The organism is Roseovarius sp. B-10 (genome assembly GCF_056859295.1).
On the sequence record NZ_JBSXOE010000037.1, the window covers coordinates 18,574 to 44,636 of the forward strand.

General features: G+C 68.0%; 26 protein-coding genes. 10 read left to right on the forward strand and 16 right to left on the reverse strand.

Translation table 11 applies throughout. The features are described 5' to 3' along the window. Positions 1-2: 2 nt before the first annotated feature. The 3 genes from AC13D8_RS14175 to AC13D8_RS14185 form a co-directional block, all read right to left on the reverse strand. On the reverse strand, positions 3-1,142 hold the full coding sequence (locus tag AC13D8_RS14175) for a trans-sulfuration enzyme family protein (RefSeq protein WP_482969360.1): 1,140 nt from the start codon (positions 1,140-1,142) through the stop codon (positions 3-5). 235 nt (positions 1,143-1,377) lie between these two features. Beyond that, entirely contained in the window at positions 1,378-2,115 is a 738-nt protein-coding gene (locus tag AC13D8_RS14180; protein WP_129432820.1) for a maleate cis-trans isomerase family protein, read from the reverse strand. Next, complete coding sequence (locus tag AC13D8_RS14185) at positions 2,099-3,217, reverse strand: anhydro-N-acetylmuramic acid kinase (protein WP_482969361.1); 1,119 nt, start codon at positions 3,215-3,217, stop codon at positions 2,099-2,101. Before AC13D8_RS14185 ends, AC13D8_RS14180 begins: the two co-directional genes overlap by 17 nt. A 63-nt stretch (positions 3,218-3,280) precedes the next feature. On the opposite strand from AC13D8_RS14185, the gene tyrS reads away from it, so the two are divergent. Both tyrS and arsB read left to right on the forward strand, forming a co-directional pair. Further along, on the forward strand, positions 3,281-4,534 hold the full coding sequence (tyrS, locus tag AC13D8_RS14190; protein ID WP_482969362.1) for a tyrosine--tRNA ligase: 1,254 nt from the start codon (positions 3,281-3,283) through the stop codon (positions 4,532-4,534). Between the two features lie 120 nt (positions 4,535-4,654). Beyond that, entirely contained in the window at positions 4,655-5,710 is a 1,056-nt protein-coding gene (gene arsB, locus AC13D8_RS14195; protein WP_482969363.1) for an ACR3 family arsenite efflux transporter, read from the forward strand. A 47-nt stretch (positions 5,711-5,757) separates the two neighbouring features. Here arsB and aroB read toward each other — a convergent pair whose 3' ends face one another. Both aroB and AC13D8_RS14205 read right to left on the reverse strand, forming a co-directional pair. Beyond that, positions 5,758-6,882, reverse strand: coding sequence for a 3-dehydroquinate synthase (gene aroB, locus AC13D8_RS14200; protein ID WP_482969364.1), 1,125 nt, complete (start codon positions 6,880-6,882; stop codon positions 5,758-5,760). Further along, positions 6,879-7,388 (reverse strand): shikimate kinase, encoded by a 510-nt coding sequence (locus tag AC13D8_RS14205; protein ID WP_482969456.1) that lies wholly within the window; start codon positions 7,386-7,388, stop codon positions 6,879-6,881. Before AC13D8_RS14205 ends, aroB begins: the two co-directional genes overlap by 4 nt. Positions 7,389-7,549: 161 nt before the next feature. Between AC13D8_RS14205 and AC13D8_RS14210 the strand changes: the two genes are divergently transcribed. The 4 genes from AC13D8_RS14210 (at position 7,550) to AC13D8_RS14225 (ending at position 11,533) form a co-directional block, all read left to right on the forward strand. After that, complete coding sequence (locus AC13D8_RS14210; RefSeq protein ID WP_164989213.1) at positions 7,550-7,699, forward strand: hypothetical protein; 150 nt, start codon at positions 7,550-7,552, stop codon at positions 7,697-7,699. After that, positions 7,686-9,215, forward strand: a complete 1,530-nt coding sequence (locus AC13D8_RS14215) for a hypothetical protein (RefSeq protein WP_482969365.1) — start codon at positions 7,686-7,688, stop codon at positions 9,213-9,215. Before AC13D8_RS14210 ends, AC13D8_RS14215 begins: the two co-directional genes overlap by 14 nt. Further along, on the forward strand, positions 9,212-10,150 hold the full coding sequence (locus AC13D8_RS14220; RefSeq protein ID WP_482969366.1) for a site-specific tyrosine recombinase XerD: 939 nt from the start codon (positions 9,212-9,214) through the stop codon (positions 10,148-10,150). Before AC13D8_RS14215 ends, AC13D8_RS14220 begins: the two co-directional genes overlap by 4 nt. A 75-nt stretch (positions 10,151-10,225) precedes the next feature. Next, the gene (locus AC13D8_RS14225; RefSeq protein WP_129432827.1) at positions 10,226-11,533 is read left to right on the forward strand and encodes an HlyC/CorC family transporter; all 1,308 of its coding nucleotides are present in this window, start codon (positions 10,226-10,228) and stop codon (positions 11,531-11,533) included. A 272-nt stretch (positions 11,534-11,805) separates the two neighbouring features. On the opposite strand, the gene AC13D8_RS14230 is transcribed toward AC13D8_RS14225, so the two are convergent. After that, positions 11,806-12,891, reverse strand: coding sequence for an ABC transporter ATP-binding protein (locus AC13D8_RS14230; RefSeq protein WP_482969367.1), 1,086 nt, complete (start codon positions 12,889-12,891; stop codon positions 11,806-11,808). Positions 12,892-13,051: 160 nt separating this feature from the next. Here AC13D8_RS14230 and AC13D8_RS14235 point away from each other — a divergent pair, with 160 nt between their 5' ends. Continuing rightward, entirely contained in the window at positions 13,052-13,537 is a 486-nt protein-coding gene (locus tag AC13D8_RS14235; RefSeq protein WP_482969368.1) for a DUF2059 domain-containing protein, read from the forward strand. On the opposite strand, the gene lpxB is transcribed toward AC13D8_RS14235, so the two are convergent. The 8 genes from lpxB to AC13D8_RS14275 form a co-directional block, all read right to left on the reverse strand. Then, entirely contained in the window at positions 13,534-14,676 is a 1,143-nt protein-coding gene (gene lpxB / locus AC13D8_RS14240) for a lipid-A-disaccharide synthase (RefSeq protein ID WP_482969369.1), read from the reverse strand. The two genes, AC13D8_RS14235 and lpxB, sit on opposite strands and share 4 nt — an antisense overlap. Next, complete coding sequence (locus AC13D8_RS14245) at positions 14,673-15,557, reverse strand: LpxI family protein (protein WP_482969370.1); 885 nt, start codon at positions 15,555-15,557, stop codon at positions 14,673-14,675. Before AC13D8_RS14245 ends, lpxB begins: the two co-directional genes overlap by 4 nt. Positions 15,558-15,561: 4 nt before the next feature. Next, entirely contained in the window at positions 15,562-16,356 is a 795-nt protein-coding gene (gene lpxA, locus AC13D8_RS14250) for an acyl-ACP--UDP-N-acetylglucosamine O-acyltransferase (RefSeq protein WP_482969371.1), read from the reverse strand. A 4-nt stretch (positions 16,357-16,360) separates the two neighbouring features. Further along, positions 16,361-16,825, reverse strand: coding sequence for a 3-hydroxyacyl-ACP dehydratase FabZ (fabZ, locus tag AC13D8_RS14255; RefSeq protein WP_482969372.1), 465 nt, complete (start codon positions 16,823-16,825; stop codon positions 16,361-16,363). A 72-nt stretch (positions 16,826-16,897) separates the two neighbouring features. Next, complete coding sequence (locus tag AC13D8_RS14260) at positions 16,898-17,464, reverse strand: OmpH/Skp family outer membrane protein (protein ID WP_482969373.1); 567 nt, start codon at positions 17,462-17,464, stop codon at positions 16,898-16,900. A gap of 2 nt (positions 17,465-17,466) precedes the next feature. Beyond that, positions 17,467-19,782: an outer membrane protein assembly factor BamA gene (bamA, locus tag AC13D8_RS14265; protein ID WP_482969374.1), complete on the reverse strand. Its 2,316-nt coding sequence runs from the start codon at positions 19,780-19,782 to the stop codon at positions 17,467-17,469. A gap of 80 nt (positions 19,783-19,862) precedes the next feature. Continuing rightward, on the reverse strand, positions 19,863-19,988 hold the full coding sequence (locus tag AC13D8_RS14270) for a hypothetical protein (protein ID WP_276308229.1): 126 nt from the start codon (positions 19,986-19,988) through the stop codon (positions 19,863-19,865). A 102-nt stretch (positions 19,989-20,090) separates the two neighbouring features. Next, positions 20,091-21,233 (reverse strand): pyridoxal phosphate-dependent aminotransferase, encoded by a 1,143-nt coding sequence (locus AC13D8_RS14275; RefSeq protein WP_482969375.1) that lies wholly within the window; start codon positions 21,231-21,233, stop codon positions 20,091-20,093. 62 nt (positions 21,234-21,295) lie between these two features. On the opposite strand from AC13D8_RS14275, the gene AC13D8_RS14280 reads away from it, so the two are divergent. The 3 genes from AC13D8_RS14280 to AC13D8_RS14290 are packed head-to-tail and all read left to right on the forward strand — an operon-like array spanning position 21,296 to position 23,900. Continuing rightward, on the forward strand, positions 21,296-22,624 hold the full coding sequence (locus tag AC13D8_RS14280; protein ID WP_482969376.1) for a M48 family metalloprotease: 1,329 nt from the start codon (positions 21,296-21,298) through the stop codon (positions 22,622-22,624). A 4-nt stretch (positions 22,625-22,628) separates the two neighbouring features. Then, entirely contained in the window at positions 22,629-23,384 is a 756-nt protein-coding gene (locus tag AC13D8_RS14285; protein WP_482969377.1) for a DsbA family protein, read from the forward strand. Positions 23,385-23,387: 3 nt separating this feature from the next. Next, the gene (locus AC13D8_RS14290) at positions 23,388-23,900 is read left to right on the forward strand and encodes a hypothetical protein (protein ID WP_482969378.1); all 513 of its coding nucleotides are present in this window, start codon (positions 23,388-23,390) and stop codon (positions 23,898-23,900) included. A gap of 7 nt (positions 23,901-23,907) precedes the next feature. Here the strand turns inward: AC13D8_RS14290 and AC13D8_RS14295 are convergent, their stop codons facing one another. Next, positions 23,908-25,029, reverse strand: coding sequence for a M24 family metallopeptidase (locus tag AC13D8_RS14295; RefSeq protein WP_482969379.1), 1,122 nt, complete (start codon positions 25,027-25,029; stop codon positions 23,908-23,910). Continuing rightward, positions 25,026-26,057, reverse strand: coding sequence for a pyridoxal-phosphate dependent enzyme (locus AC13D8_RS14300; protein ID WP_482969380.1), 1,032 nt, complete (start codon positions 26,055-26,057; stop codon positions 25,026-25,028). The genes AC13D8_RS14295 and AC13D8_RS14300 overlap by 4 nt, the downstream gene beginning before the upstream one ends. Positions 26,058-26,063 lie beyond the last annotated feature (6 nt).

The following is a 26,063-nucleotide window of genomic DNA, read 5'->3' on the forward strand; positions in this document are numbered from 1 at the left end:
CCTCACCCCAACGCCCCCTCCAAATCCCTGATCAAATCCCCCGAATCCTCGATCCCCACCGACAACCTAATCAGCGTCTCCGGGATGCCCGAATGCGGCTCGATGCTGGCGCGGTGCTCGGCGAGGCTCTCGACGCCGCCCAGCGACGTCGCCCGGTGAAACAGCCGCAGCCGCCCCAGCACCTCCAGCGCGCGCGCACGGTCGCCCTTCACCATGAACGACAGCAGGTACCCGTACCCCCCGCGCATCTGCCGCGCGGCGACGTCATGCCCCGTATGCTCCGCCAGCCCCGGATATAGCACCGCCGCCACCCCCTCATGCGCCGCCAGGTACTCCGCCACCGCCATCGCGTTGGCGCACATCCGCTCCACCCGCAGGGGCAATGTCCGCATCCCCCGCATCAACAGCCACGCCTCGAACGGCCCGATCACCGCGCCCGCATCATGCCGGTCGGTGGCGATCTCGGCCCACATCGGCAGCTTGGGATCACGGCACGACAGCACACCGCCCAAGACATCCGAATGCCCCCCCAGCGCCTTGGTCGCCGAATGCATCGACAGGTCGGCGCCGAGGTCCAGCGCCCGGGTCAGCACCGGCGTCGCTGCCGTGCCATCGACCACCAGCACCGCGCCCGCCTTGTGCGCCATCCCGGCGGCTGCGGCGATATCCACGGTCTTCAGCCACGGGTTCGACGGCGTCTCGATCCACACCATGTCGGCCGACGACCGGCACGCATTGGCCAGCGCGTGCGTGTCCGACGCGTCCACCTCGTCCAGTATGATCGCGCGGCGCACGCAATACGCGCGCACCCATTTCAGCGTGCCCCAGTAGATGCCATTCTGCATCACCACCCGCGCGCCCGACGGCAGCGCCCGGAACACCGCCGCCACCGCCGCCATACCGCTGGGAAACAGCAGGCTCGCCGCCGCCCCCTCCAGCGCGCGCACCACCTCCTCGGCCTGCCGCACGGTGTCGTTCTGGTCCCGGCCATAGGTGTTGTCGGGGCGCAACAGCGCGTTGTCGGCGCCGCGCAGGTAGGTGGTGGCAAGGCTGATCCCCGGCACCACGCCACCGGTCTGCGCATCCGCCGCGCCGCCTGCCTGCGCCGCGACGGTGGCGGGGCTCAATTTGCTGTCCTTCATGGCCGTTTTCGTCCTTTTATTGTTCGTTGTCTTTCAATGCGCACCAGCGCCGCTATCCCCCGCCCGGCGGCACCGCCGGGCAGCGCCTGCCTGCCCCCCGGCAGGCGCTTCAGACGTTACACCAGGTAGCAACGCCGCGCATTACTTGACCGCATCGCCGCTGGCACGGTTACGCCCGCGCGCCCGCCCAGGCGGGCGCTGCCCTCAGCACAACAGCACATCATGCCGCACTCTTTCACACCGCAAACAGCCGCCCCGGCCCCCAGCCCCGCGCCCGCTCGCCCGCGCCCGCCAGCCGCAGCATGTGCCAGAACATCGCCTGGTTCGAGGTCACCACCGGCTTGCCCAACGCCGCCTCCGCCTCGTCGATCACCGCCATGCTACGCAGGTTTGTGCACGAGGTGAACACCGCCTCTACCCCGGGCCGCGCGCCGACGTCCAGCATCCCGCGCAACGTGGCCGCCTCGGGGATGCGCCCCACGATCCGGTCGTCACTCTCGCCAAAGCTTTCCGAGGCCACCGCCTCGATCCCCGCCGCGCCCAGCGCCGCCTGCATGGGTGCCACCACCTCCGGCAGGTAGGGCGTGACCATGCCGATGCGATCCACCCCCAGCACCCCCAGCGCCGCGATCACCGCGCTCAGCGGGTCGGTCACCGGCGTTCCGGGATGCGCCTCGCCCACGCGCGCCGCCACCTCCGCAGGCCCGATCACCGTCGCGCCGGAGGTGCAGCCATACCCCACCGCCCCCAGCCCCGGCGGCAACAACGCCGCGCTGCGCGTCAGCTCCGGCGCCATATGCGCGAGGTCGTCGGGCGTGACATGGTCGCGCGCCGGGATACGGCTGTGCATCACATGCGCCGCGCGACCCGCGAACACCTGCCGCGCCTCCCATTCCAGCCCGGTATCCACGCTCAGCACGATCAGGCCCAGCCGCAGCCCGCCCCCCGGCCCCTCGTCAAGCGCGTAATCCATCTGCCCCTCCTTCCGCCCGGCTCAGCGTGCCGCCCGACACGGCGGCGCGCACGCCCGTGGTCCCCGGGCAGGACGTGGGCAACCCCCGCGCCACCCGCACCGCCAGATGCGCGAATGCCTGCGCCTCCAGCATATCACCATCGAGCCCCGCCTCCTCGACCGGCACCACCGGGCAATCCAGCGAGGCGCGCAGCATCTCCATCATCACCAGGTTCTTGCGCCCGCCCCCGGTCACCAGAACACGCGCGGGCGGCACCGGGCAATGCTCCATCCCGCGCATCACCGCCGACACCGCCATCGCCGTCAGCGTCGCCGCCGCGTCGGCATCGGGCAATTCGCCCACCAGCGCCACCATCGCGGCAAACGCGTCGCGGTCAAGCGATTTGGGCGGCATCCGCAGGAACCAGGGCTCGTCGAGGAACATCTCCAGCGCCCCCTGCGCCACCCGGCCCCGCCGCGCCAGCGCGCCGTCGCGGTCGCACTCTGCCCCCAGCCGCGCCTGCACCAGGTCGTTGATCGGCGCATTCGCCGGCCCGGTGTCAAAGGCCAGCAGCGCGCCCTCCTCCTCGGGCCGCGCACACCGCGGATCGACCCAGGTCAGGTTGCCCACCCCCCCGAGGTTGAGAAACGCCAGCGGCGCCCCGGCCCCGATCCATTTCGCGCAGGCGAAATGGTAGAACGGTGCCAGCGGCGCGCCCTCGCCGCCGAACCGCACATCGGCACTGCGGAAATCCCACACCACCGGCAGGCCCAGCATCTCCGCCAGCCGCGCGCCGTCCCCCGCCTGATGGGTGCCGCGCCCGCGCGGCTCGTGCGCCAGCGTCTGCCCGTGAAACCCCACCAGCGCGACGCCGTCAAAGCCGCGCAGCAACTCCGCATGCGCGTCCTCCACCACGCGCGCGGCGGCCTCGACCTCCGACCCCGCCCACTGCCCGAGTGCGCGGCGCAACACCGCGCGCTCAGTGTCCGAGTAGGGCCGGTATCCCACCGGGCCAAAGCCGTGGATCAGCTCGCCATCGGTCTCGATCATGGCGGCGTCCACCCCGTCCAGAGAGGTGCCCGACATCGCCCCAAGCGCCCGGATGCGCCCCGCCTTCAACATGGCCTTTTCCTTCGCCCCACGACTGCCTATACATGCCGCGCAAATCAAAGCGGGACAAGCGCCATGACCTACCACCCGAAATCCGATTTCATGCGCGTGATGATCGAGCGCGGCTTTCTCGCGGATTGCACCGATTACCAGGGGCTGGACGAGGCGCTCAGCGCGGGCGTGGTGCCCGCCTATATCGGGTTTGATGCCACCGCGCGGTCGCTGCATGTCGGCTCGCTCATCCAGATCATGATGCTGCGCTGGCTGCAAAAGACCGGACACAAGCCACTCACGCTGATGGGTGGCGGCACCACCAAGGTGGGCGATCCCTCGTTCCGCGCGGATGAGCGCCCGCTCTTGGACGATGCCGCGATCCAGGCCAATATCGACGGCATCCAGCGCGTGTTTGCCGCCTACATCACCTATGGCGATGGCCCCACCGATGCGCTGATGCTCAACAATGCCGAATGGCTCGACGGGCTGAAATACATCGAGTTCCTGCGTGACATCGGGCGGCATTTCTCGGTCAACCGGATGCTGGCCTTTGAATCGGTGAAATCGCGCCTCGACCGAGAGCAATCGCTGTCGTTCCTCGAATTCAACTACATGATCCTGCAGGCGTATGACTTTCTCGAACTCAACCGCCGTTATGGCTGCGTGTTGCAGATGGGCGGCTCGGACCAGTGGGGCAATATCGTCAACGGGATCGACCTCACGCGCCGCGTCCTCGACCACGAGATCTACGGCCTCACCTCGCCGCTGCTGACCACGGCGGACGGGCGCAAGATGGGAAAATCCGCCGATGGCGCGATCTGGCTCGATGCAGAAATGTGCAGCCCGTACCAGTTCTGGCAATTCTGGCGCAACACGATGGACGCCGACGTGGGCCGCTTCCTGCGGCTCTACACCGAATTGTCCCTCGACGAGTGCAACCGCTTGGGCGCGCTCGCGGGGTCAGAGATCAACGAGGCCAAGATCATCCTGGCCAACGAGGTGACGACGCTGCTGCACGGGGCCGAGGCCGCGCAGGCCGCCGAGGCCACGGCCCGCGAGGTGTTCGAGAAGGGCGGCGTCGGCGATGACCTGCCCACGCTCGACCTGAGCCGCGCCGAGGTGGCGAATGGCATCTCGGTGGTGCAACTCATCGTGCGCGCGGGGCTCGCCAAATCCGGCAAGGAGGCCAAGCGCCTCATCGCCGAGAACGGTGCCCGCCTCGACGACGCGCCGCTCACCGACGCGGGCCTCGTGCTCGACGCGGACGCGCTGTCCTCCCCGATCAAGCTATCGGCGGGCCGCAAGCGCCACGCCCTTGTGAAACTCACCGACTGATCCGCCCCGATTTCTTCAAAAGAAATCGGCCCGAAGTCTTTTCAAGACTTCGACCCCCGTCACGGCACCTTCACGAAACCCCGCTTGCACCCCCCGGGACAGCAGCCTATCCCTCCCGCCATGACCGATCACACCGCAGACGCCCCCGGCGGGATGGGCACGTTCGAGCGCTGGCTCTCGCTCTGGGTGGCGCTGGCCATGGGCGCGGGGCTGTTGCTGGGCAATCTCCTGCCGGGCGTCTTCCAGACCCTCGCCAGCGCCGAGATCGCCCGCGTCAACCTGCCCGTGGCGGTGCTTGTGTGGGCAATGGTTTACCCGATGATGGTGGGCGTCGATTTCGGCGCGCTGCGGCAGGTGGGCGAGCGGCCCAAGGGCCTCGTCATCACCCTGACGGTCAACTGGCTCATCAAGCCTTTCACCATGGCCGCACTTGGCGTGTTGTTCTTCAAACATGTCTTCGCCGGGCTGATCCCGCCCGAGGACGCGCAGGGCTATCTCGCGGGGCTGATCCTGCTCGGGGCCGCACCCTGCACCGCGATGGTCTTCGTCTGGTCACAGCTCACCCGTGGCGACGCCACCTATACCCTCGTGCAGGTCAGCGTGAACGACGTCATCATGGTGTTCGCCTTCGCGCCCATCGTGGCGCTGCTGCTGGGCGTGACCGACATCGCCGTACCGTGGGAGACGCTGCTGCTGTCGGTCCTGCTCTACATCCTCATCCCGCTCATCGCCGGGATCGCGACGCGCAGCCGTCTGATGCGGCAGGGGGGCGAGGCCGCGGTCGAGGAATTCCGCGCCCGCGTCAAGCCGATCACCATTCTCGGCTTGCTGGTCACGGTGCTGCTGCTCTTCGGCTTTCAGGGGCAGGTGATTATCGACACGCCGCTGGTGATCGCCCTCATCGCCGTGCCGCTGCTGTTGCAGAGCTACGGCATCTTCATCATAGCCTACGGTCTCGCCCGGGCGTGGCGCGTGCCCTTCAACGTCGCCGCGCCTTGCGCGCTCATCGGCACGTCGAATTTCTTCGAACTCGCGGTCGCCGTCGCGATCAGCCTGTTCGGTCTCGGCTCCGGTGCGGCGCTCGCCACCGTGGTCGGCGTTCTGGTCGAGGTGCCGGTGATGCTTTCGCTCGTGGCCTTCGCCAACCGCACGCGGCACTGGTTTCCAGCCGCTTGACGCACCGCGCGCCGCCGGCCGCGAACCTTGCGGTTCGCGTCCTGAACCTACAGGTTCGCGCGGCCCGCCAGCGCGTCATCCAGCACCTTTCGCACCGCCTCGGGCGGCACGTCCCCCGTGATGAAGGCGTCGCCGATGCCGCGCGCGAGGATGAACCGCAGGGTGCCATCCACCACCTTCTTGTCCTGCGCCATCAGCGACAACAGCCCCTCGGCATCCGGCAATTTTCCTGGAATATCCGACAGGTCGGCCTTCATCTTCATGTCGCGAAGATGGGCGCGCACGCGGCTCGGCTCCTCCTGCGCGCACAGCCCCAGCCGCGCAGACAACTCGAACGCCAGCGCGCAACCGATCGCCACGCCCTCGCCATGCAGCAATCGTGCCCCATCATATTGTGTCGCCGCCTCCAGCGCATGACAAAATGTATGGCCCAAGTTGAGCAAGGCCCGCTCGCCCTGCTCGGTCTCGTCGCGACTGACGATGCCTGCCTTCATCTCGACCGAGCGTTTCACAAGATGGAGGCGCGCCGCCATATCGCCCTCGGCGGCGGATGAGCCGTGCCCTTCAAGCCATTGAAAGAATTCGCTGTCTCCCAACAGACCGTATTTCACGACCTCGCCATATCCCGCCCGGTAGTCGCGCAGCGTCAGCGTGCCCAGCACCTCCGTATCCGCCAGCACGAGGCTCGGCTGATGAAACGCCCCGATCAGGTTCTTGCCCCTCGGCGAGTTGATCCCTGTCTTCCCCCCGACCGAGCTATCCACCTGCGCCAGCAGGCTCGTCGGCACCTGCACGAACCGCACCCCCCGCCGCAGGATCGCGGCGGCAAAGCCGACAAGGTCGCCGATCACCCCGCCGCCGAACGCCACGACCACGTCGCCGCGTTCGATCCGCTGCTCCAGAAGCCACTCGACGACGCGCTCCAGGTGCGGCCAAGATTTCGTCGCCTCGCCCGGTGGCAGGGTCAGTAAGTCAGATGAAATTCCTCTATTGTCCAGCCCCTTACGGAGTGTTTCCCAATGCAGTCCCGCCACCGTCTCGTCGCTCACCACGGCCACGTGCGGGCGCTGCAACAGCGGCCCGATGCGCGCGCCCGCCGCGCCGAGCAGCCCCGGCCCGATCACCACGTCATAGGCCCGCTCACCCAGTGGCACATGCACGGTTTCGATCATTTCTCCTCCTCCAGAATATCCGGTCGCGCGGCCAGCGCCGCCTCGACCTGCGCGGCCATGTCGTCGATCGCGTAGTCGCGATGTGCCTCTACTCGCACATCCGCCAGCGCATAGAGCGGTACGCGCGCCTCGTAGAGCTCGCGCAGCGTCTCTCGTGGATGAGCTGTGCGCAACAAGGGCCTGGTATTCTTTCCTTTTACCCGTGACCACAGCAGATCGAGCTCAGCATCCAGCCACACCGAAAGCCCCTTGCGCGCGATCATCTCACGGTTACGTTGCGCGAGAAAGGCACCGCCGCCGACCGACAGGATCGCCGGCGTCGCATCGAGCAACCGGTCGATCACCTCGCTCTCTCGGGCGCGAAAGAACTGCTCTCCATCCCTTTGAAATATCTCGGCAATTGTCATGTTGGCTGCCTTCTCGATCTCGACATCCGAGTCAAGAAACGGCACCCCCAAACGGGCCGCGAGCGCGCGCCCCACGGCGGTCTTGCCCGCGCCCATCATGCCGACGAGCACGATTGTTTTCTTCAGTTTCCAACGCTTGCCAGCCGCCACGCCCGGCGCTCCCTTGCCTCTTGGGGATATTTTGCACTCAATGGCGTGATCTTGCCGGAAATGCCAGCTATAAGTGGGAAAAATCACCCTCAGAGCACATGGACCGCCTCATGCTTCGCCTTATCAAATGGTTGTTCTACCTTGCAATTCTGGGGTTCATTGGGCTCGTGGCCTATGCCTATCTCGGCCCGTTCTTCGGTGCCGATTTCACCCCGACCCAAACCGAGACGCGGCAGGATATCATTCTTGAGATCGAGTAGCGCCTTTCTCGCCGCCCTTCTATGGTCCGGCACCGCCGCGGCACAGGCCCCACTCTCGGCCATCGACTGGCTCGACGAGATGGGCACCGCCGCCGTCACGCCCCCCGGTCCCGACGCACCGGACACCGCCGACCGCATCGCGCGGCCCGACGTCACGGTGACGCCACTCGGCGCGCAACGTGCGGATTCGGTTGGGCTTTTGCCGAGCACCACGACCGGCCTGCCGCGCACGCTCTGGGAGGCAAGCAACACCGCCATCCTCACCCGCTATCTCGAGCGGCTGCCCGAGCGCCCGCTCCCCGCGATGCGGGCGCTCTACTACACGCTGCTACTGGCCGAGGCCGACGCCCCCCCCGACAGTACCGGGGCCGCGTCGTTCCTGCACGCGCGCCTGGCGGCGCTGCGCCGGTTCGGCGCGGTCGAGCCCGCGCTGGCACTGGTCGAGCGCGCAGGCGGGTCGCGGCCGGGACTGTTCGACACCTGGCTCGACCTCGCGCTGCTCGACGGCCGCGAGGACCGGGCCTGCGCAGCACTCGCCGCCACGCCACACCTGAGCGATGATCCACGGTCGCGCATCTATTGCCTCGCCCGCGCGGGAGACTGGCAGACGGCGGCGCTGATCCTGCACGGGGCCGAGGCAAGCGGCGCGATCACCGAGCCGGACGTGACGCTCCTCGCGCTCCATCTCGAACCCGAACTCATCGAGGAGATCGCCCCGCCCGTGCCCCCCACCGAGATGACGCCGCTTCGATTTCGTCTCTACGAATCCATTGGCGCACCACTCGGCACACATGGCCTGCCGCGCGCCTATGCCATGGCCGACCTGCGCGGTACGGCGGGCTGGAAGGCCGAGATCGTCGCCGCCGAGCGGCTTGCGCAGACCGGGGCGCTCGCTGCTACACGGCTCTTCGGGCTCTACACGGCGCGCAAGCCCGCAGCCTCGGGCGGTGTGTGGGACCGCGTCGCCGCGGTACAGGCGCTCGACAGTGCGCTCGCGCCCGGTGGCGGGGCTGAAGCGCTGGCCAAGGCGCTGCCCGCCGTGTGGGAGGGTGCGCGTGCGCTTGGGCTGGAAACGGTGATGTCCGAGATTTTCGCCGAGCGCCTTCTCGCCGCCGCCCCCCTGCCCGACCCGCTCGCTGCGCGCGCTGCCGAGATGGTCCTTCTGTCGCCGCTCTACGAGCGCGCGAGAGAGATCGCGTCACCCTCCATGCGCGACAGGTTCCTCGCCGGGATCGCCGAGGGCACCCCGGGAAACGCGGATGCCGCCACCCGGATGCAATCGGCGATCGCCGCAGGATTTGCCGCCACCACTGCCGCCCCCGAGCATCAGCAGATGATCGCCGAGGGTCGGCTGGGCGAGGCGATCCTCGCCGCCGCCGCGCTGCTCGACCACGGTGCCGAGAGGGTTGCGCCCTCGTCGGTGGAGGCCGCGCTCGCCACCCTGCGCGCCGCCGGGCTAGAGGACACCGCGCGGCGCGCGGCCTTGCAGATCGTGCTACTCGGGCCGGACCAATGAACCTGGCCGAGAACCGCATCGACACCTTTCTCGAGGCGCAGGCCGCCGAACTGGGGGCCGCGCGCAACACGCTGATGGCTTATGGCCGCGACCTGCGCGCCTACGCAGGTTGGCTCATCACGCGGGGCGGGCGCGGCTTGCTGACGGCCACGCAGGCGGATGTCGAGGCCTATCTCGTGGCCTGCGATGCAGAGGGGCTGGCGCAGGCCACCCGCGCGCGGCGCCTGTCCTCGATCCGGCAATTCTACCGGTTCGCGGTGGATGAGGGCTGGCGCAGCGACAATCCCGCGATTCGCCTTCAGGGTCCGGGGCGCAGCCGGGCATTGCCACGCACGCTTACCGAGGGGCAGGTCGAGCGCCTGCTCGACGCCGCGCCGCAGGTCGGGCGCGGCGAAGTCGAACAGGTGCGCAACGGGGCCCTCATAGCGCTGCTATACGCCACGGGGATGCGGGTGAGCGAGCTCGTGGGCCTCCCGCTGGCCGCCGCACAGGGCGACCCCGAGATGCTGCTGGTGCGCGGCAAGGGCGGCAAGGAGCGGCTGGTGCCGCTGTCGCCGCCGGCGCGCGCGGCGCTCGCTGCGTGGCTCGTGGTGCGCGCCCGCGACAAGCGGCGCGCGGCTTCGCCCTGGCTGTTTCCGTCGTCTGGCCGCGCCGGGCACCTGACGCGGCATCGGTTCTATGGCCTCGTCAAGCAGATCGCCACCCGCGCGGGCATCGACCCCGACGCGGTCACGCCGCACCGGTTGCGCCATGCCTTTGCCACGCATCTGCTGGCGAACGGGGCCGATCTGCGGGTAATCCAGACGCTTCTGGGCCACGCCGATCTCGCCACCACCGAGATTTACACCCACGTACTCGACGCACGGCTGCGCGCGCTGGTGGAGGCGCATCACCCGCTCGGCACCATTCGCCGCAAGACTGACCCCAAGGGCTGAGCGCGCGCCTGCCGCCTTGATTGAGCCGCCCCGAGACCGCATAACCCCGCCATATCATCTCAAGGACGCTGACCCATGGACTCGCTCGCCGCCTATCTCGACCCGACCTTCTGGATCACCGTCGTGGCGATTCTCGGGCTGCTGGTGCTCTCGGGTTTTTTCTCGGGCAGCGAGACCGCGCTCACGGCAGCCTCGCGCGGCAAGCTGCGCGCACAGGCGGAAAAGGGCTCGCGCGGGGCGGAGACCGCACTCGGGATCACAGAGGACAACGAGCGCCTGATCGGCTCGGTTCTTCTCGGCAACAACCTCGTCAACATTCTGGCAGCCTCGCTGGCCACCGCCCTATTCACACGGCTCTTCGGCGAGAGCGGCGTAGCGCTGGCGACGCTGGTGATGACGCTTCTTGTGCTGATCTTCGCCGAGGTGCTGCCCAAGACCTATGCCATCACCAATGCCGAGTTGGCGGCGGCGCGCACCGCGCCGGTGATCGTCTGGGTGATCCGCGTCTTCGACCCAATCGTGTCCGCGGTGCGCTGGCTGGTGCGGCTGATCCTGCGCTGCGTCGGTGTGCAAACCGACCCCGACAGCCACATCCTCGCCGTGCGCGAGGAGATCGCCGGTGCGCTCTGGCTGGGGCAGTCCGAGGGCGTGGTCGAAAAGGAGGATCGCGACCGCATCCTGGGCGCGCTCGATCTCAGCGATCGCGCGGTCGAGGAGGTGATGATCCACCGCTCGCGCATCCAGATGCTCGACGTAGAGGCCCGCCCGCAGGATATCCTGTCGCAATGTCTTGCCAGCAACCACACGCGCCTGCCTCTCTATGAGGGCGATCCCGACAATATCGTCGGCATCGTCCACGCAAAGGACCTGCTGCGCGCCATCCACAAACTCGCCGTGGAGGGCGATAACAGCACCGGCGAACTCGACGATTTCGACGTGCGTACCATTGCGCGAGAGCCATATTTCATACCCGAGACGACCACGCTCGACGAGCAGATGCGCCAATTCTTGCGGATGCGGAGCCATTTCGCGTTGGTGGTGGACGAATATGGCGCGCTTCAGGGGCTGATCACGCTTGAAGACATCCTCGAGGAGATCGTCGGCGAGATCGTCGACGAGTTCGATGCCGAAACCGATCACCCGGTGCGCCGCGCCTCAGACGGCGACTATATCGTGGACGGGGCGATGACCATCCGCGACCTCAACCGCGCCACCGACTGGACCCTGCCCGACGACGCGGCCAACACCGTCGCGGGGCTGGTGATCCACGAGGCGCAGAGCATCCCCACGGTGGACCAGGTGTTCAGCTTCCACGGCTTTCGCTTCCAGGTCATGTCACGCAAGGATAACCGCATCACGAGGCTGAAGATCCGCAAACTGTGAGGGGGGCTTTTGGCCTGGAGGGGACGTTCGGGTCTTGAGCGATGAGCCGCGCAGCGCCCGACCGCCGGGTGGGCGCAGGTCGGTTTATGATATGCGATTTATGGTGCAAGATACCTCTTTTATTTCCGCGGCTTGCAGCGTTGCAAAAGCGCCCGCCCGAGGGGGCGGTCGGGCGCTGCGCGGCGGCGCGCAAGCGCGCCTTGATTCCGCGCAGGGCAGGAGGTGAATGGCAGCAACAGGCCATCCAGCAACTTTCCTTCCGTCCGCGCGCCTCACCCACCCGCCGGGAACACGAAACACCGGTCGCGGCGGATCATCAGCCACAGCGGCTTGCCCGGCTTGGGCAGGAACACGTTGGGCACGCTCGCCTTGATGAGCGAGCCGTCGTGGTCCATGCGAAACTCCACCAGGCTTTCCGACCCCATGAACCGCGCCCGCGTCACCACCCCGCGCGCAGGCGTGCCATCGAGCGGCGTGGGGTTGGGCCCGCGCCCGTTGCGGTCGAAATCGATCTTGATGTGCTGCGGACGGATCACGATCTCGACCACTTGCCCGTCCGGCACGCCAGGGGCGAGAAACTGGCCAAAGGGGGTCTCGGTCAACGCCCCGCGCACGGTGCCCCGGATCACGTTGATTTCGGAGAAGAACGCCATCGCGCTGCGATCCATCGGCGCGTTGTAGACGTTGTAGGGCGCGCCCTGCTGCACGATCCGCCCGTCGCGCATCAGCGCGATCTGATCCGCCATGCGCATCGCCTCTTCCGGCTCGTGCGTGACCAGCAGGACGGCGGTGTCCTCCTCGCGCAGGATGTCGAGCGTCTCGTCACGGATACCATCGCGCAGCCGGTTGTCGAGCCCCGAGAACGGCTCGTCCATCAGCATGATCCGCGGGCGCGGCGCCAGCGCACGCGCCAGCGCCACACGCTGCTGCTCGCCCCCCGAAAGCTCGTGGGGGAAGGCATCGATATGATGCGCCAGATGCACCCGCTCAAGCAGTTCGATCACCCGTGCGCGCCGCGCCCGTCTCGGCCCGTCGAGGCCAAATCCCACGTTATCGGCCACGCTCAGATGCGGAAACAACGCGAAATCCTGGAACATGAGGCCGATCCGCCGCCGCTCGGGTGGCACGCGGAAGATCGTGTCGCACACCAGCTTGCCATCGACATGGATCTCGCCCGCGTCCTGCATCTCGACGCCCGCGATCATCCGCAGGGTCGTCGACTTGCCGCAGCCCGACGGTCCCAGCAGGCACATCACCTGCCCCGGCAAGACCTGCAGCGATACGTCGTCTACCACCAGCCGCCCGTCATAGCGGCGCGTGACGTTCCTGATTTCCAGCCGGGGAGTGGGGCTTTGCACCGGTGTCTCTCGCCATCTATCCGACCGATTTGATCGGCCTTTGACCGCAGCCAATAGCAACCCCACCCCGCCCATGCAAGCACCGCCGCCCCTGCGCCGTTGACAGCATGGAATCGAAGTGCTTGTGTGCCCACGGATTTTTCATACCGGAGTTTGACTCATGCGATTTGTCACAGGTGCCGCTCTGGCGCTCAGCCTTGCGCTTCCCGCCCATGCCGAAACTGACCGCGAGGCACGGCTCGCGGTCGCGCGCGACTATGTCGAGGCCAGCATGGCCGACATGAACATCCAGGAGTTCATCCGCCAGATATGGCAGCCGATGGTGCAGCAGATGGCCGCCAACCGACAGGCGCTCTCGCCCGCGCAGGTGGCCGATATCGAGGCGCTCTTTTCCGAGGAGTTGACCGCGCCCCTCACCGAAGTCATGCGCCGCCAGGACGAGAACCTCGCCGATCTACTGACGCTTGAAGAATTGACGGCACTGCACGATTTCTACACTTCCGAGCACGGCGGCGAGGTAATGCGCAAGATGCCGCGGCTGGCACAGGCGCAACAGCCGATGATCTCCGCGGTGTTGCAGGACGCCATGCCGCGAATGATGCCCAGGATCGAGGAGATCACCACCCGCGCGCCCGAGGCGGATTAGACCCGCGCCAACACGGCCCGCGCCGCGCGCAATCCCGGGGCCTCGCCCCCCTCGCCGAGGCGCTGCATGGTGGTCTCCATCGCCGCTTCTTGCGCGTCCCGGTGCTCCATCACCTGCAAGAGCGCCGGCGCGATCGCCTCGGGGCGGCAGGCCCGGCCGATGAATTCCGGCACCGCGCGGGTCTCGCTCACGAGGTTGACGAGGGTGAGCGTATCCACCCGGATGAGCCGTGACAGGATCGCGCGGCTGAGCGGCGCCATATCGTAGGCGATCACCATCGGCGTGCGCGCATGCGCAAGCTCCAGCGACACGGTGCCCGACGCCGCGAGCGCCAGGTCAGCGGCGTGAAAGGCGCGGGCCTTCTCGGCGGCATGGTCGGGATCATCGGGCGACAGGATCAGCGGCTGCGCGGGCCAGTCCGCCACCGCCTCGCGCACCAGCGGCACCATCGCCGCGGTGGTGGGTAGCACCAGCCGCGCCTCGGGTCGCGCGTCCAGCACCCGCCGGAGCGCCGCGCCGAAAACCGGGGCGAGCCGCGTCACCTCGCCCCGCCGCGAACCCGGCAGCACCAGCAGGAGCGGCGCGTCGCCGATCCCGTGGCGCGCGCGGAACGCTGCCACCTCCGCCGCGTCGGGATGCGGCTCGGCCACCACCGGGTGGCCCACGAAATCGCAGGCCATGCCCGCGGCCTCCATCAGCGGCGGCTCGAACGGCAGAAGCGCCAGCACCTGATCGACATACTGCGCCATCCTTGCCGCGCGCCCCGCCCGCCAGGCCCAGACCGAGGGGGCGACGTAGTGCACGGTACGGATGGCCGGATTCGCGGCGCGCACCTGCCGCGCCACGCGCAGACCGAAATCCGGGCTGTCGATGGTCACCAGTACGTCCGGCGCGGTCTCCAGAACGGCGGCGACGGTCTGCGCGAGACGGCGGCGCAGGTGCAGGTAGCGCGGCAGTACCTCCGCCAGCCCCATCACGCTCAGATCGTCCATCGCGAACAGGCTGTCGAGTCCCTGCGCCTGCATCATCGACCCGCCCACGCCGAAGAATCGCGGCGTGGCGAGCGTCTTGAGACCGGACATCAGTGCGCCGCCCAGCCGATCGCCGGACGCCTCACCCGCGACGAGAAACACCTTCACCCCTGCCCCCCGGACGACCCGCCGTCGCGCACCCACAGGAACAGGCCCGCGCCCGCCAGCACCTCGATCACCCGCGCACGGTCGAGCACCATTACACCACCCGCTGCAATCACGATACCGGCAAGCCCTGCCTCGGCGGCGCGCGCGGCGGTATCGGGGCCGATCACCGGCATGTCCACGCGCATCTCCTGACGGGGCTTTGGCGCCTTGTATAGAAACGCGGGCGTGGCCTGCGCATCCGCCGCGCGCCGCCAGTCGACGGCTGCATCGAGCGCGAGGTCTAGCGGGTTAAACGCCCCCAGTGCGAGATCGGCCAGCATGGCGTCGGTGCCGCGCGCGTCCTCGCGTGCGACGACCGTGCCACCGCGCAGGACCACCGCCTGCCCGGTATCGCTGCGCCCCATCTCGGCGAGCGCGGCCTCGGCGGCGGGCAATGCGATCGCCACGCCCTCGGGCAACGTGCCGGTCAGAAGCCCCACCTCCGGCAACAGGTCCGGCGCGATATCCGCCGCGCCCACCACGGCGATCCCGGCCTCCTCGATGATCGCCACGATCTCGCGCAGGGTGCCGTCGTCGCCCTTGGCCATCGCTGCCGTCAGGCGTGGCACCAGCGGCGCGGTGGCCGCGTCGATGCGGCTCGGGTCCACCTCGGGCCGCCGCATGGCGCCCGCCATGCACAGCCGCGTCACCCCGCGCGCGCGCAGTTCCGCCAGCAAGCTGCCGAATGTCTCGAGCCGAAAGCCCAGCCGGGGCATATCGCCGGTGACCTGCGAGGGAAACTGCTCCACCTCGCACAGCACAGGCACCTCGCCCCGCGCCAGCAGCACCCGAACCAGGTGCGGCGGCACGCCGCCCTGCCCGGCGATAAGCGCGAGGCCCACCGGCCTAGCCCTGCCCGGGGGTGAGGTAGGAGCGGTCGGAATGCGCGGTCACGAAATTGACGATGCGGCGCACGTAATCGCTCGTTGTCTCCTCGCCCAGCCTGCGTGCGCGGTCCTGGAACGCGCCCTCGCCCTGCGCCAGCATCTGGAACGCGGCGCGCAGCGCGGTGATGTCGGCGCGCGGCACGCCGCGCCGCTTGAGCCCCACGAGGTTGAGCCCGTCGAGATAGCCGCGCGGCCCCTGCACCAGGCCATAGGGGATCACGTCGTTGGTCACCATCGTCACCGCCCCGATAATCGCGCCGCGGCCGATACGCACGAATTGATGGACCCCCGACAGCCCGCCGATGATGACATCGTCCTCCAGCACGCAATGCCCCGCGAGGGCCGCGTTGTTGACCACGATCACCCGGTCTCCGATCTGCACGTCATGGGCCACGTGACAGCCCGCCATGAACAGGCCGTCGTCGCCCACGCGCGTGACGCCGCCGCCGCCCTCGGTGCCGGTGTTCATGGTGACGTGCTCGCGGATACGGTTGCGCGCGCCGATCACCAGCCGCGTCTCCTCGCCACGGTACTTCAGATCTTGCGGAATCTCGCCGATGCAGGAGAACGGAAAAATCAGCGTGCCCTCACCGATCTCGGTCGCGCCGGTCACCACCACGTGGGACTTGAGCGTGACACCGGGAGCAAGCCGCACCCGCGGGCCGACATGACAGAACGGCCCGATCTGGCAGCCCTCCCCGATCTCGGCCCCCGGCTCGACCACCGCCGCCGGGTGGATCATCGTCTCGCTCATCGCGTCAATCCTTCGGCATGTCCATCATGGCGGTGAATTCCGCCTCGGCGGCCACTTCGCCCGCGACCGAGGCCACGCCCGCGAATTTCCAGACCTTGCCGCCCGGCTTGCCCCGGCGCGTCTCGACCTTGAGCTCCAGCACGTCGCCCGGCACCACCATGCGGCGGAACTTGGCCGTCTCGATGGCCATGAAATAGACCAGCATGTTGCGGTCCTCCAGACCCAGCGCACAGCCCACCATGACCGCAGCGGTCTGCGCCATCGCCTCGATGATGGTCACCCCCGGCATGATCGGGTGGCCCGGGAAATGGCCCTGGAAATGCGGCTCGTTCATCGAGACGTTCTTGAGGCCGCGCGCCGAGTTGAAGCCGTCGATATCGACCACACGATCCACCAGCAGGAACGGGTAGCGATGCGGGATAATCCGCTGGATCAGATGGATATCCGCGGATTTCAGCGGCTCGCTCATGGCACGTCCTCTCAAAGTTGCGACGCGCTGTCCCTAGCAAGTGCGCCCGCGCGGGGCAAGCGCGGCGCGCGGCTACTCCTGCGGCGCGTCGGGTGGCTCGGGGCCCTCGCCGATGCGGGCGTCGATGCGCGAAACGGCGATATCGGTCACGTCGGCCACCTCGGCGCGCAGGATCACGCTGCGCACATCCAGCAGCGCCACCGCATCCGCCTCGTTCAGGATCTCGCCCAGAACCGGCTGCACCACCCGCATGAACTGCACCGGCGCGAGATCACGCTGCCGTTCCAACTCGCGCGAGAGCCGCTCGCTCTCGCGGCGCAGTTGCGTCACCTTGGTATCGAACGCGTCGGCCATCTCGCGGAACTCGTCCGGCGGGGTGGTGGCGCGCAACTCCGTGAGCTTCTGCTCTTCGGCCTCGAGCTCGGCGGCCACGCGATCGTTGCGCGCGATCAACGCGTCACGCTCGGCCTCGATCCCGGCCTGGAGCTTCTGGCCATAGGCGGTTTCCGCCAGCAGCCGCTCGATGTCGATCACAAGCACATCGCTCTGCACGACGCCCAGTTGCTGCGCCCGCGCGGGCGCATCGGCGCCCCCCGAGAACAGGGCCAGAAACGTTGCGAGAAAGAGCCCCGCGCGCATGATCAAAAGTCGGTGCGAACCGTCAGGTTGAAGCTCTGCTCGAAATCGCCCGGCTCCTTCTTGAGTGCGTTGGAGAAGTTCATCCGCAGCGGCCCGAAGGGCGAGCTCCAGAACACCGACAGGCCGATGACGTGGCGTGGCTCGAACCCGGTGGCGGCGAGCGTGCCAACCGCCGCGCTCTTGTTGTCGACGCCCCAGATCGCGCCGACGTCGTAGAATGCGCCACCGGTGATACCGTATTCCTCCGGCAGGCCGATGGGGAATTCAGCCTCAAGCTTCAGCGCCGCGTAGTAGTCGCCGCCAAGATGCTCGTTGCCCTCGACCGGGCCCATCCCGTTGGGCTCGAACCCGCGGATCACCTGATCGTTGAAGCGGTTGAGGAATCGGCTGTTTTGCCCGCTGTTGAACTCGATCGCACCACCCTCGACGATGGCACGCAGCGTCACTTCCTCGTTGAGCACCGCGGTCTGTCCGACCAGCCGCAGGGTGGTCTTGATATACTCGTTATCCCCACCGAGCCCAGCCAGTTCCTGCCCGAAGGACAGAAGTATCCCCGAGTTGGGGTCGAGACCGGTGCGGCGCGTGTCAAAGCTGTAATCATAGCCCACGGCACTGGTCCAAAGGTCGCCCTGATTGATCTCGTTCTGGAGAATGCCACTGTTGCCGTTGTAGTCCGACATCTCCTCGTAGCGACCGTTGTAGAACAGGCCCAGACGTCCATTCTCGCCGGTGGGAAAGGTCAGGCTGGGGCGGAACACACCGATGGCGGTATCGAACAGGGCGTTGTCGCTGTCGGTCTCCTGGAACGCGAAGTCGAGCCCGAACGCCACGTCCCGCCCCAGGAAGGCGGGTTCGACGAAGCCGATGTTGTAGTTGAGCGTGTCGCCGGTGCCCAGGATGTTGAATTTGAGTTCCTGCCCCCGCCCGAGGAAATTGCGCTCGGACAGGCCGAATTGCAAACCCAGACCCGAATTGGTCGAGAAGCTGGCACCGACCGAAACAGAGCCGGTCGTGGTTTCCTCGACATCGGTCTCGATCACGACCTGGTCGGGGCGCGACCCCTCGCGCGCGTTGACATCGACATTCTCGAAGAAACGCAGCGCACGGATGCGCTCGGCCGCCTGCCGGATCGCGCGCGGATTGAACGGATCGCCCTCGGCGGTGTCGAACTGGCGCCGGATCACCCGGTCAAGCGTGGTGGTGTTGCCCTCGATATCAATACGCTCGACGAACACGCGCGGTCCCCGCTGGAGCACGAATTCAACGTCGAGCGTCAGCTCGCGGTCGTTGCGCGTCACCCGTGGCTCGACGCGCAGGAAATCCACGCCCTGCTTGACGCCCAGCCGCTCCATCCGGGCGATGGCATTTTCGACCACGTTAGGGGAGTAGACCACGCCAGAGCGCAGCTTGAGCGTGTCGTGATACGGCTCGGCCTCCACGCCGTCATACTCGCTCACCGTCGTCACCTCGCCAAAGCGGAACTGCTGCCCCTCTTCAACGTTAAAGGTAACGAAATAGCCGTCGCGTTCGCGCGCCAGCTCGGCATTGACGCCGGTCACGCGGAAATCGACATAGCCCCGCGAATTGTAGAAGTCCGTCAGCACCTGCCGGTCAAAGCTTATCCGATCCTCTACGAAGGTATCCCTGCTGATGATCGCACGCAAAAGCCCCGCCTGCTTGCTCTGGATCGCGCGGCGCAGGCGACGGTCGGAATAGACCCGGTTGCCGGAAAAGCCGATACGCTTGATCTCGATGGCGCCGCCCTCGAAAATCTCGAAAACGACGTCCACCCGGTTGTCGCTACGGCGGATCACCTTGGGCGTGACCCGCGCCGAGATGCGCCCGTTCTGGGCATAGGCCTCGGCGATGGTGGCGGCGTCGCGCTCGGCCTGCGCGGGGCTGAACACCTGCCGCGACCGGCTCTGGATAAAGCCCGACAGCTCCTCGTTCTTGAGCTTCTTGTTGCCCTCGAAGGCGATGCGGTTGATGGTCGGGAACTCGGTCACGCGAATGACCAGGCGATTGCCCTGCGGATCGAGCTCGACGGTCTCGAACAGGCCGGTATCGAGAATGCGCTGATAGGCAGCGTTGAGCTCGCCCGCGCTCACCGTCCCGCCCCGCGCGATCTCGGCATAGGACAGGATCGTATCGCCCTCGATCCGCTGATTGCCCTCGATTGCCACCTCGGTAAAGCGGTATTCTTGGGCCTGACCCTGCGAGGCAAGCCCGACCAAGGCGAGCGACAGCACCGCAACTAGGTGGAAAAGACCCTGCTTCAAAAAGGCGGCAAGCGGCCGTGCCGCGTCACAATCGCTCATCGGTCAAACCCAGTCAGACATCCCATTAACCGAAGTCACTACCCGGTCTGTCAGGGCTTGTCAAAACGCGAATGACCAGGTCACAGCGTGCCGAGATATCCCGCCGCCATCAGTGCCGCGGCCAACGTCGCGGCAAACAGCAACAGATCGGCATTGACGGCGACCAGCACGCTTGCGCCGCGATATGCGTCCCTGAGACTTGGCATGATCCGCTCCTTCGCGCATAATTCCGGACATTGCCGAGCTTGCCTGCCCGCAATGACGAATTTTTGCTCGAATCGTGGCAAGAATCGGGCGCGCACACCGTGTCAGCGCGCCGCCATGAACGCCGCGAGCCGCGCCAGCCCCTCCTCGATATCTGCGGTGGCGCGTGCATAGGAAAAGCGCAGCGTTCCCGCCCCGCGGCCGGGGTCGAAATCAAGCCCCGGTGTCACCGCGACGCCCGCGCGTTCGAGGATTTCGGCGGCCAGCGCGCGGCTGTCATCGGTCAGGTGGCGCACGTCGGCATAGACGTAGAATGCACCGTCGGGTGGCGCGATCCGGTCAAAGCCCGCCTTGGGCAGCCCCTCCAGCATCAATGCACGATTGCGGGCATAGACCGCCCGGTTGGCCTCCAGCTCCTCGTGGCAGTCCATCGCCGCCAGCGCCGCGATCTGGCTGGCATGTGGCGGGCAGATAAAGAGATTCTGCGCCAGCCGTTCGATAGTGCGCACGTGATCCTCGGGCACCACCATCCAGCCGATGCGCCAGCCGGTCATCGAAAAATACTTGGAGAAGGAATTGATGACGTAACAGTCGTCGGTGATCTCCAGCGCGCTCACCGCGCGGGCCTCGTAATGCAGGCCATGATAGATTTCGTCGCTGATGAATTGCCCCCCGGCCTGTTGCGTGGCGCCAATCAGCGCCGCCAGCCGGTCGCGGTCCAGCATCGTGCCCGATGGATTGCCCGGGCTCGCCACCAGCAGCCCTGCCAGATCGCGGCCCGCGAGGTCTCCGGGCACTGGTTGCAGGCGGTTTTCCGCCGACGTTTCGATATCGACGGGCACGAGGTCCAGCGCGCGCAGGATCTGGCGATAGCTTGGATAACCCGGAGCGCCGATTCCCACCCTGTCGCCCGCGTCGAAGAGCGCGGTGAAGGCAAGGATGAACGCCCCCGACGATCCCGGCGTGATGACCACGCGCGCGGGGTCGAGATCAACGCCATACCATTCGCCGTAATGCCGCGCGATGCGGGCACGCAGCTCCGGCAACCCCAGCGCCACTGTATAGCCGAGCGCGCCCGCCTCCATCGCCGCGGCCAGCGCCGCGCGCGCACCCGCAGGGGCCGGGGTGCCGGGCTGCCCCACCTCCATGTGGATGATCCGCCGCCCCGCCTCTTCGGCGCGGCGCGCGGCCTCCATGACGTCCATCACGATGAACGCATCGACCTTGGATCGGCGGGCACGGCGCATTACATTCCTCCTCGAACGGGTGCGGCACGCCTCCGTTTCACTGACAAAGGCAGGCAAGGTCAATGCAGCCAATCCGATTTATCGCCGCACTGCTGGTGCTGGTCCTGACGCTCGCCGCCCCGGCGCGCGCCGTCACGCTGTTGCGCGATCCCGATATCGAGCACGGGCTGAAGATGCTGGCCGAACCGGTGCTGCGTGCCGCCGGGCTCAGCCCCGAGCGGGTGGATATCCTTGTGCTCGACGCTCCCAGCCTCAATGCCTTCGTCGTCGATGCCAATTCCATCTTCCTGCATTCCGGGCTGATCCTGCGGATGGACAACCCGGCAATGCTGCAATCGGTGATCGCCCACGAGGCCGCGCATATCTCCAACGGCCACCTGATGCGCCGCCCCATCAACCTGCGCAACGCCCGCAACGCCGCCGCACTCGGCACGATCCTCGCGGGCATCGCGGGGGCCGCCGCGGGCAGCGGGGAATTCGCCGCCGGTGCGGCGGCGGGGATACAGGGCGCGGCGATGCGCAGCTTCTTCTCGCATACCCGCGCCGAGGAAAACGCCGCCGATACCAGCGGGATGCGCTATCTGAACAGCGCCGGCGTGAACCTCTCAGGCGCGGTGCAGGTGATGGATCTCTTCCGCGGACAGGAATCGCTGTCGCTGACGCGGCAGGACGCCTATGCGCGCACCCACCCATTATCGCGCGACCGGTTTCGCCGGGTACGCGCGCTGGCCGAGGCGCAATCGGGCGAGGCCAGGCCCGACCGCGAGGCCGAATACTGGTTTGCCCGCACCAAGGGCAAGCTCTCGGCCTTCCAGCGCTCGCCGAAATGGACGCTGACGCGCGCGGGCGAATCGGGCTTCGAGGATGTGCGCCTTATGCGACAGGCGGTGGCGTATCACCGCCTCTCTGATCTCGGTCGTGCGCTGCCGGCCATCGACGCGGCCGTCGCGCGGCGGCCCGATGATCCCTACCTGCACGAGTTGCGCGGCCAAATCCTGATGGAAAGCCGCCGGATCAAGCCTGCGGTCGCCGCCTATGCCCGCGCCGCGAACCTCGCGCCACGCGACGCGCTCATCCTCGGCGCCTACGGGCGCGCGCTGCTTGCCGACGGGCAGGTGCAGCAGGCCGCCCGCCGGCTCGAAGAGGCCCGCGCCCGCGACGGGCGCGACATCCGCGTGCTGCGCGACCTCGCTCAGGCCGAGGCGCAGATGGGCAATCGCGGCATGGCCTCTGTCCTCACCGCCGAGCGTTATGCGATGGCAGGCCGTCTCAAAGATGCTAGGATACACGCCGAACGCGCCAGCGGCCTGCTGCCTCGGGGCTCGCCAGGCTGGCAGCGCGCACAAGACATCCTTGCGGCCGCGGACGCCGCCGAGAAACGGAGAAAGTGACAAAGTGACCCTACCCTACCGACTCGTGACCGCCGCCCTGCTCTCGCTCGGCATGTCCCTGCCCGCCCATGCGCTCGACCTCGACAATCTGAGCAACGCCGACCGCGCGCTCCTGCGCAAGGAAATCCGCGCCTACCTGCTCGAGAACCCCGAAGTCATCATGGAGGCGGTGGCCGTTCTCGAGGAACGTCAGGCCACCGGTCAGGCAGAGGCGGATGTTCAACTCGTGCGCGCCAATGCCGAAGCGCTCTTCGACGCGCCCCATGACTGGGTCGGCGGCAACCCGGACGGCGACATCACACTGGTCGAGTTCATGGATTACAGATGCGGCTATTGCCGCCGGGCTTTCGAGGACGTGAAAAACCTCGTGAAAGAGGATGGCAACATCCGCTTCATCCTCAAGGAATTCCCGATCCTCGGCGAGGAATCGGTCGCCGCGTCGCGCTTTGCCATCGCCACGAAACAGGTGGCTGGCGACGACGCCTACAAATCCGTGCATGACGCGCTGATGACCTATAATGGCGCGATGAACGAGGCCGGGTTCACCCGCCTCGCCGACGCGCTCGGGCTCGACGCAAACGCCATCATCGCCGAGATGCAGAGCGACGCCGTGACCGAGGTGATCGCCGCCAACCACGCGCTTGGACAGCGCCTGCGCGTCAGCGGTACGCCCTCCTTCGTGATGGATGACCGGATGCTGCGCGGCTACCTGCCGCAGGACGCGATGCAGCAGGTCGCCGACGAAATCCGTGCGCAATAGGCCATGCCACACGCCTGGACCGGGGCGGCGCTATTGACCGTCGCCGCCGTCACCGCTGCGGGCGCGCAGGACGTGCCCTCGACCTCGCGCAGCCCGCTGGGCGAGGCGATTCGCGCAGCGCTCATCGCAACGCCGGACCTGCTCTCGGGGCTAACCGCCACGCCACGCCCGCCGCTCGATCTCTACGGGGCCGAGATAGCCCGCGATCTCGATCTGCTCGCCCGCGCGGCGCCTCACCTCTTCGATCCCGACCGGCCCGGTCTCGGCCCGGCGGGCGCGCCAACTCGGATCGCATTCTTCACCCGCGCCGACTGCGCCGACTGCGCCACGGCACAAGCGGAGTTGCAGGCGCTCGCCGCGCGGATGAGCTTTCGCGCCACGCTGTTCGACATGGATCGCGAGGTGACGCTCGCCCGCGATCTCGGACTCGACATGGCCCCGTCCTACGTTCTGCCCGACAGGATGCTGCGCGGCGCGATGCCCACCATCGTACTCGAACGCTACCTCCCCGAGTAGGCCCGCCTCAGCCCCCGATCACCGGCAGGTCCGCCCCCGCCAGCGGCGACAGCGCGCGGGCGGGCCCGTCGGTGATCGCGATCACCTCCTCGTGGACCATGATCCGCCCCGGCGCGGTGGCGACAACCGGCTCCAGCGTGATGACCATGTCGGGCAACAGCACCGTCTCGTCACCCGCCATCAGCGACAGCCCCTCGGTCAGCTGCATCCCCAGCCCGTGCCCCAGCCGCCCGTCACCCTCGCCCACCACATCCGCCATCGCGCGCCATACATCGCAGGCCCGCGCCCCGGGCCGCGCCGCCGCCAGCCCCGCCTGCGTCGCCTCGATCAGTCGCGCATGGGCCGCACGCTGCGCCGGGCGCGCATGAGCGATCGCGAAATTCCGGTCGAAATCGCAGAAATACCCGTCGCACACCGCGCCCGTATCGAGCATCAGCACGTCCCCCGCCGCAAGCGGCCGCGCATCGGCCGGCGAGATCACGTCCGCGTAGCCCTCCGGTCCCGCACCCCCGGCGAGGTAGGGCACCCAGTCGGCCCCCTCCTCCAGTAGCAGCCGCTGGAAATCGCGAAACACCCGGTCGAGCGGCACGCCGGGCCCGGCTATCTCGCCCACCCGATCAAAGGCCCGCCCGGCAATGGCACAGATGCGCGCAATCCGGTCAATCTCCGTCGCCGACTTCACCGCCCGCAGCCCCGCCACGATCCCGCGATCATCGTTGAACTCCAGCTTGCTCACCGCCTTGAGCCGTGCGAAATCGCCCAAAGGCATCCGCAAATGGCTCTCCGACCCCGAGGCCCCCCCCACCGGCCCTCCGATCTCTCGCAAGGCATCGGCCAGAAGCGGCACGCCGTCGCCCGCGGGCGCGGGCCAGGTGCGGATATCGGCAATCCATGTGCGCGCCATCAGCGCCGCGCCGATTTCCGGGATCACCGCCACCGGATCGCCCGAGGCAGGGATCATGAGAAACCAGTCCCGGCTCGGGCTCTCCCAGAACCGGGTAAGAAACCCGCTGAAATAGCGGAATTCCGGCTCGGTAGTCAGCAGCAGCACCCCCAGCCCCGCCTCTGCCATGCCCGCCTGCGCCCGTGCCAGCCGCGCGCGATACTCGGGCTCTCCAAAACCGCTCACGCCTCGGGCTCCTCGCTGATGATGGCCAGCGCCCGCGTCTCAGGCCCCAGCCCCATCGCCATCAGCGCGGCCACACCCGCCGCCCCCGATTCCGTCGTCGCCATGCCCCTTTCGGCCAGCGCGGGCAGCACGCGCGCCGCCTCGTCCTCGGTCACGGTGGCAAAGGCGTCGGCATCCCGCGCCAGCCCCTTCAGCGCAATCAGCGACGGCGCCTTGCAATCGAGCCGCCCCATGTTCGAGACCGGGCCCTCCGTCTCCACCGGCCGCCCCGCTCGGATGCTCTCGACCAGCGCGGGCGCGACTTCCGGCTCCACCACCACGATCCGCGGGCCATCCCCCCAGACCGCCCGGACATGCGCCGCCACCGCCCCGGCCAGCCCACCGACCCCGGCCTGAAGCGCGATCACGTCGAAGGGCGCGGGCGATTGCGCGGTGATCTCGGCGGCCATCGCCAGGTATCCCTCCATCAGCCGGTGCGGCAGCGCCATGTATCCCGGCCACGAACTGTCGGACAAAAGCGTGCCGTCGCCCGCTGCGGCCGCCGCCTCCGCCGCCGCCATGCTGCCCGCATAATCCACCCCGGCGCGCACCACCTCCGCGCCCTTGCCCCGCAGCCGCGCGGCAAAGTTCTCGGGCACCGTCTCGGCCAGGTAGACCACCGCCCGCGCGCCAAAGACGCGCGCACCCGCGGCCACAGACAGCCCGTGATTGCCCGCGCTCGCGGTGACGTATGACCGCCCTTCCAGCGCGCGGCCCATATCCTCTGCCCCCGTGGCCGCGGCGTCGCAGGCGATGACGTAGGCCGCCCCCAGCGCCTTGAAGCTGCCCAGCCCCATGCGCCCGCGTTCGTCCTTGACCCACAGGTCCGGGCCCAATCCCGGCATCGCCACCAGCGGCGTCTCTGCCGCCGCCGGACAGCGCGCCAGCAACCCCTGCACCGCCGCCGCATCGACGCTCGGCCACGGCGCCCCCGCCAGGCCACGCTCGTCCATGCCCGTACCACGCAGTGAATTTTCCAGGATATCCATGGCTGC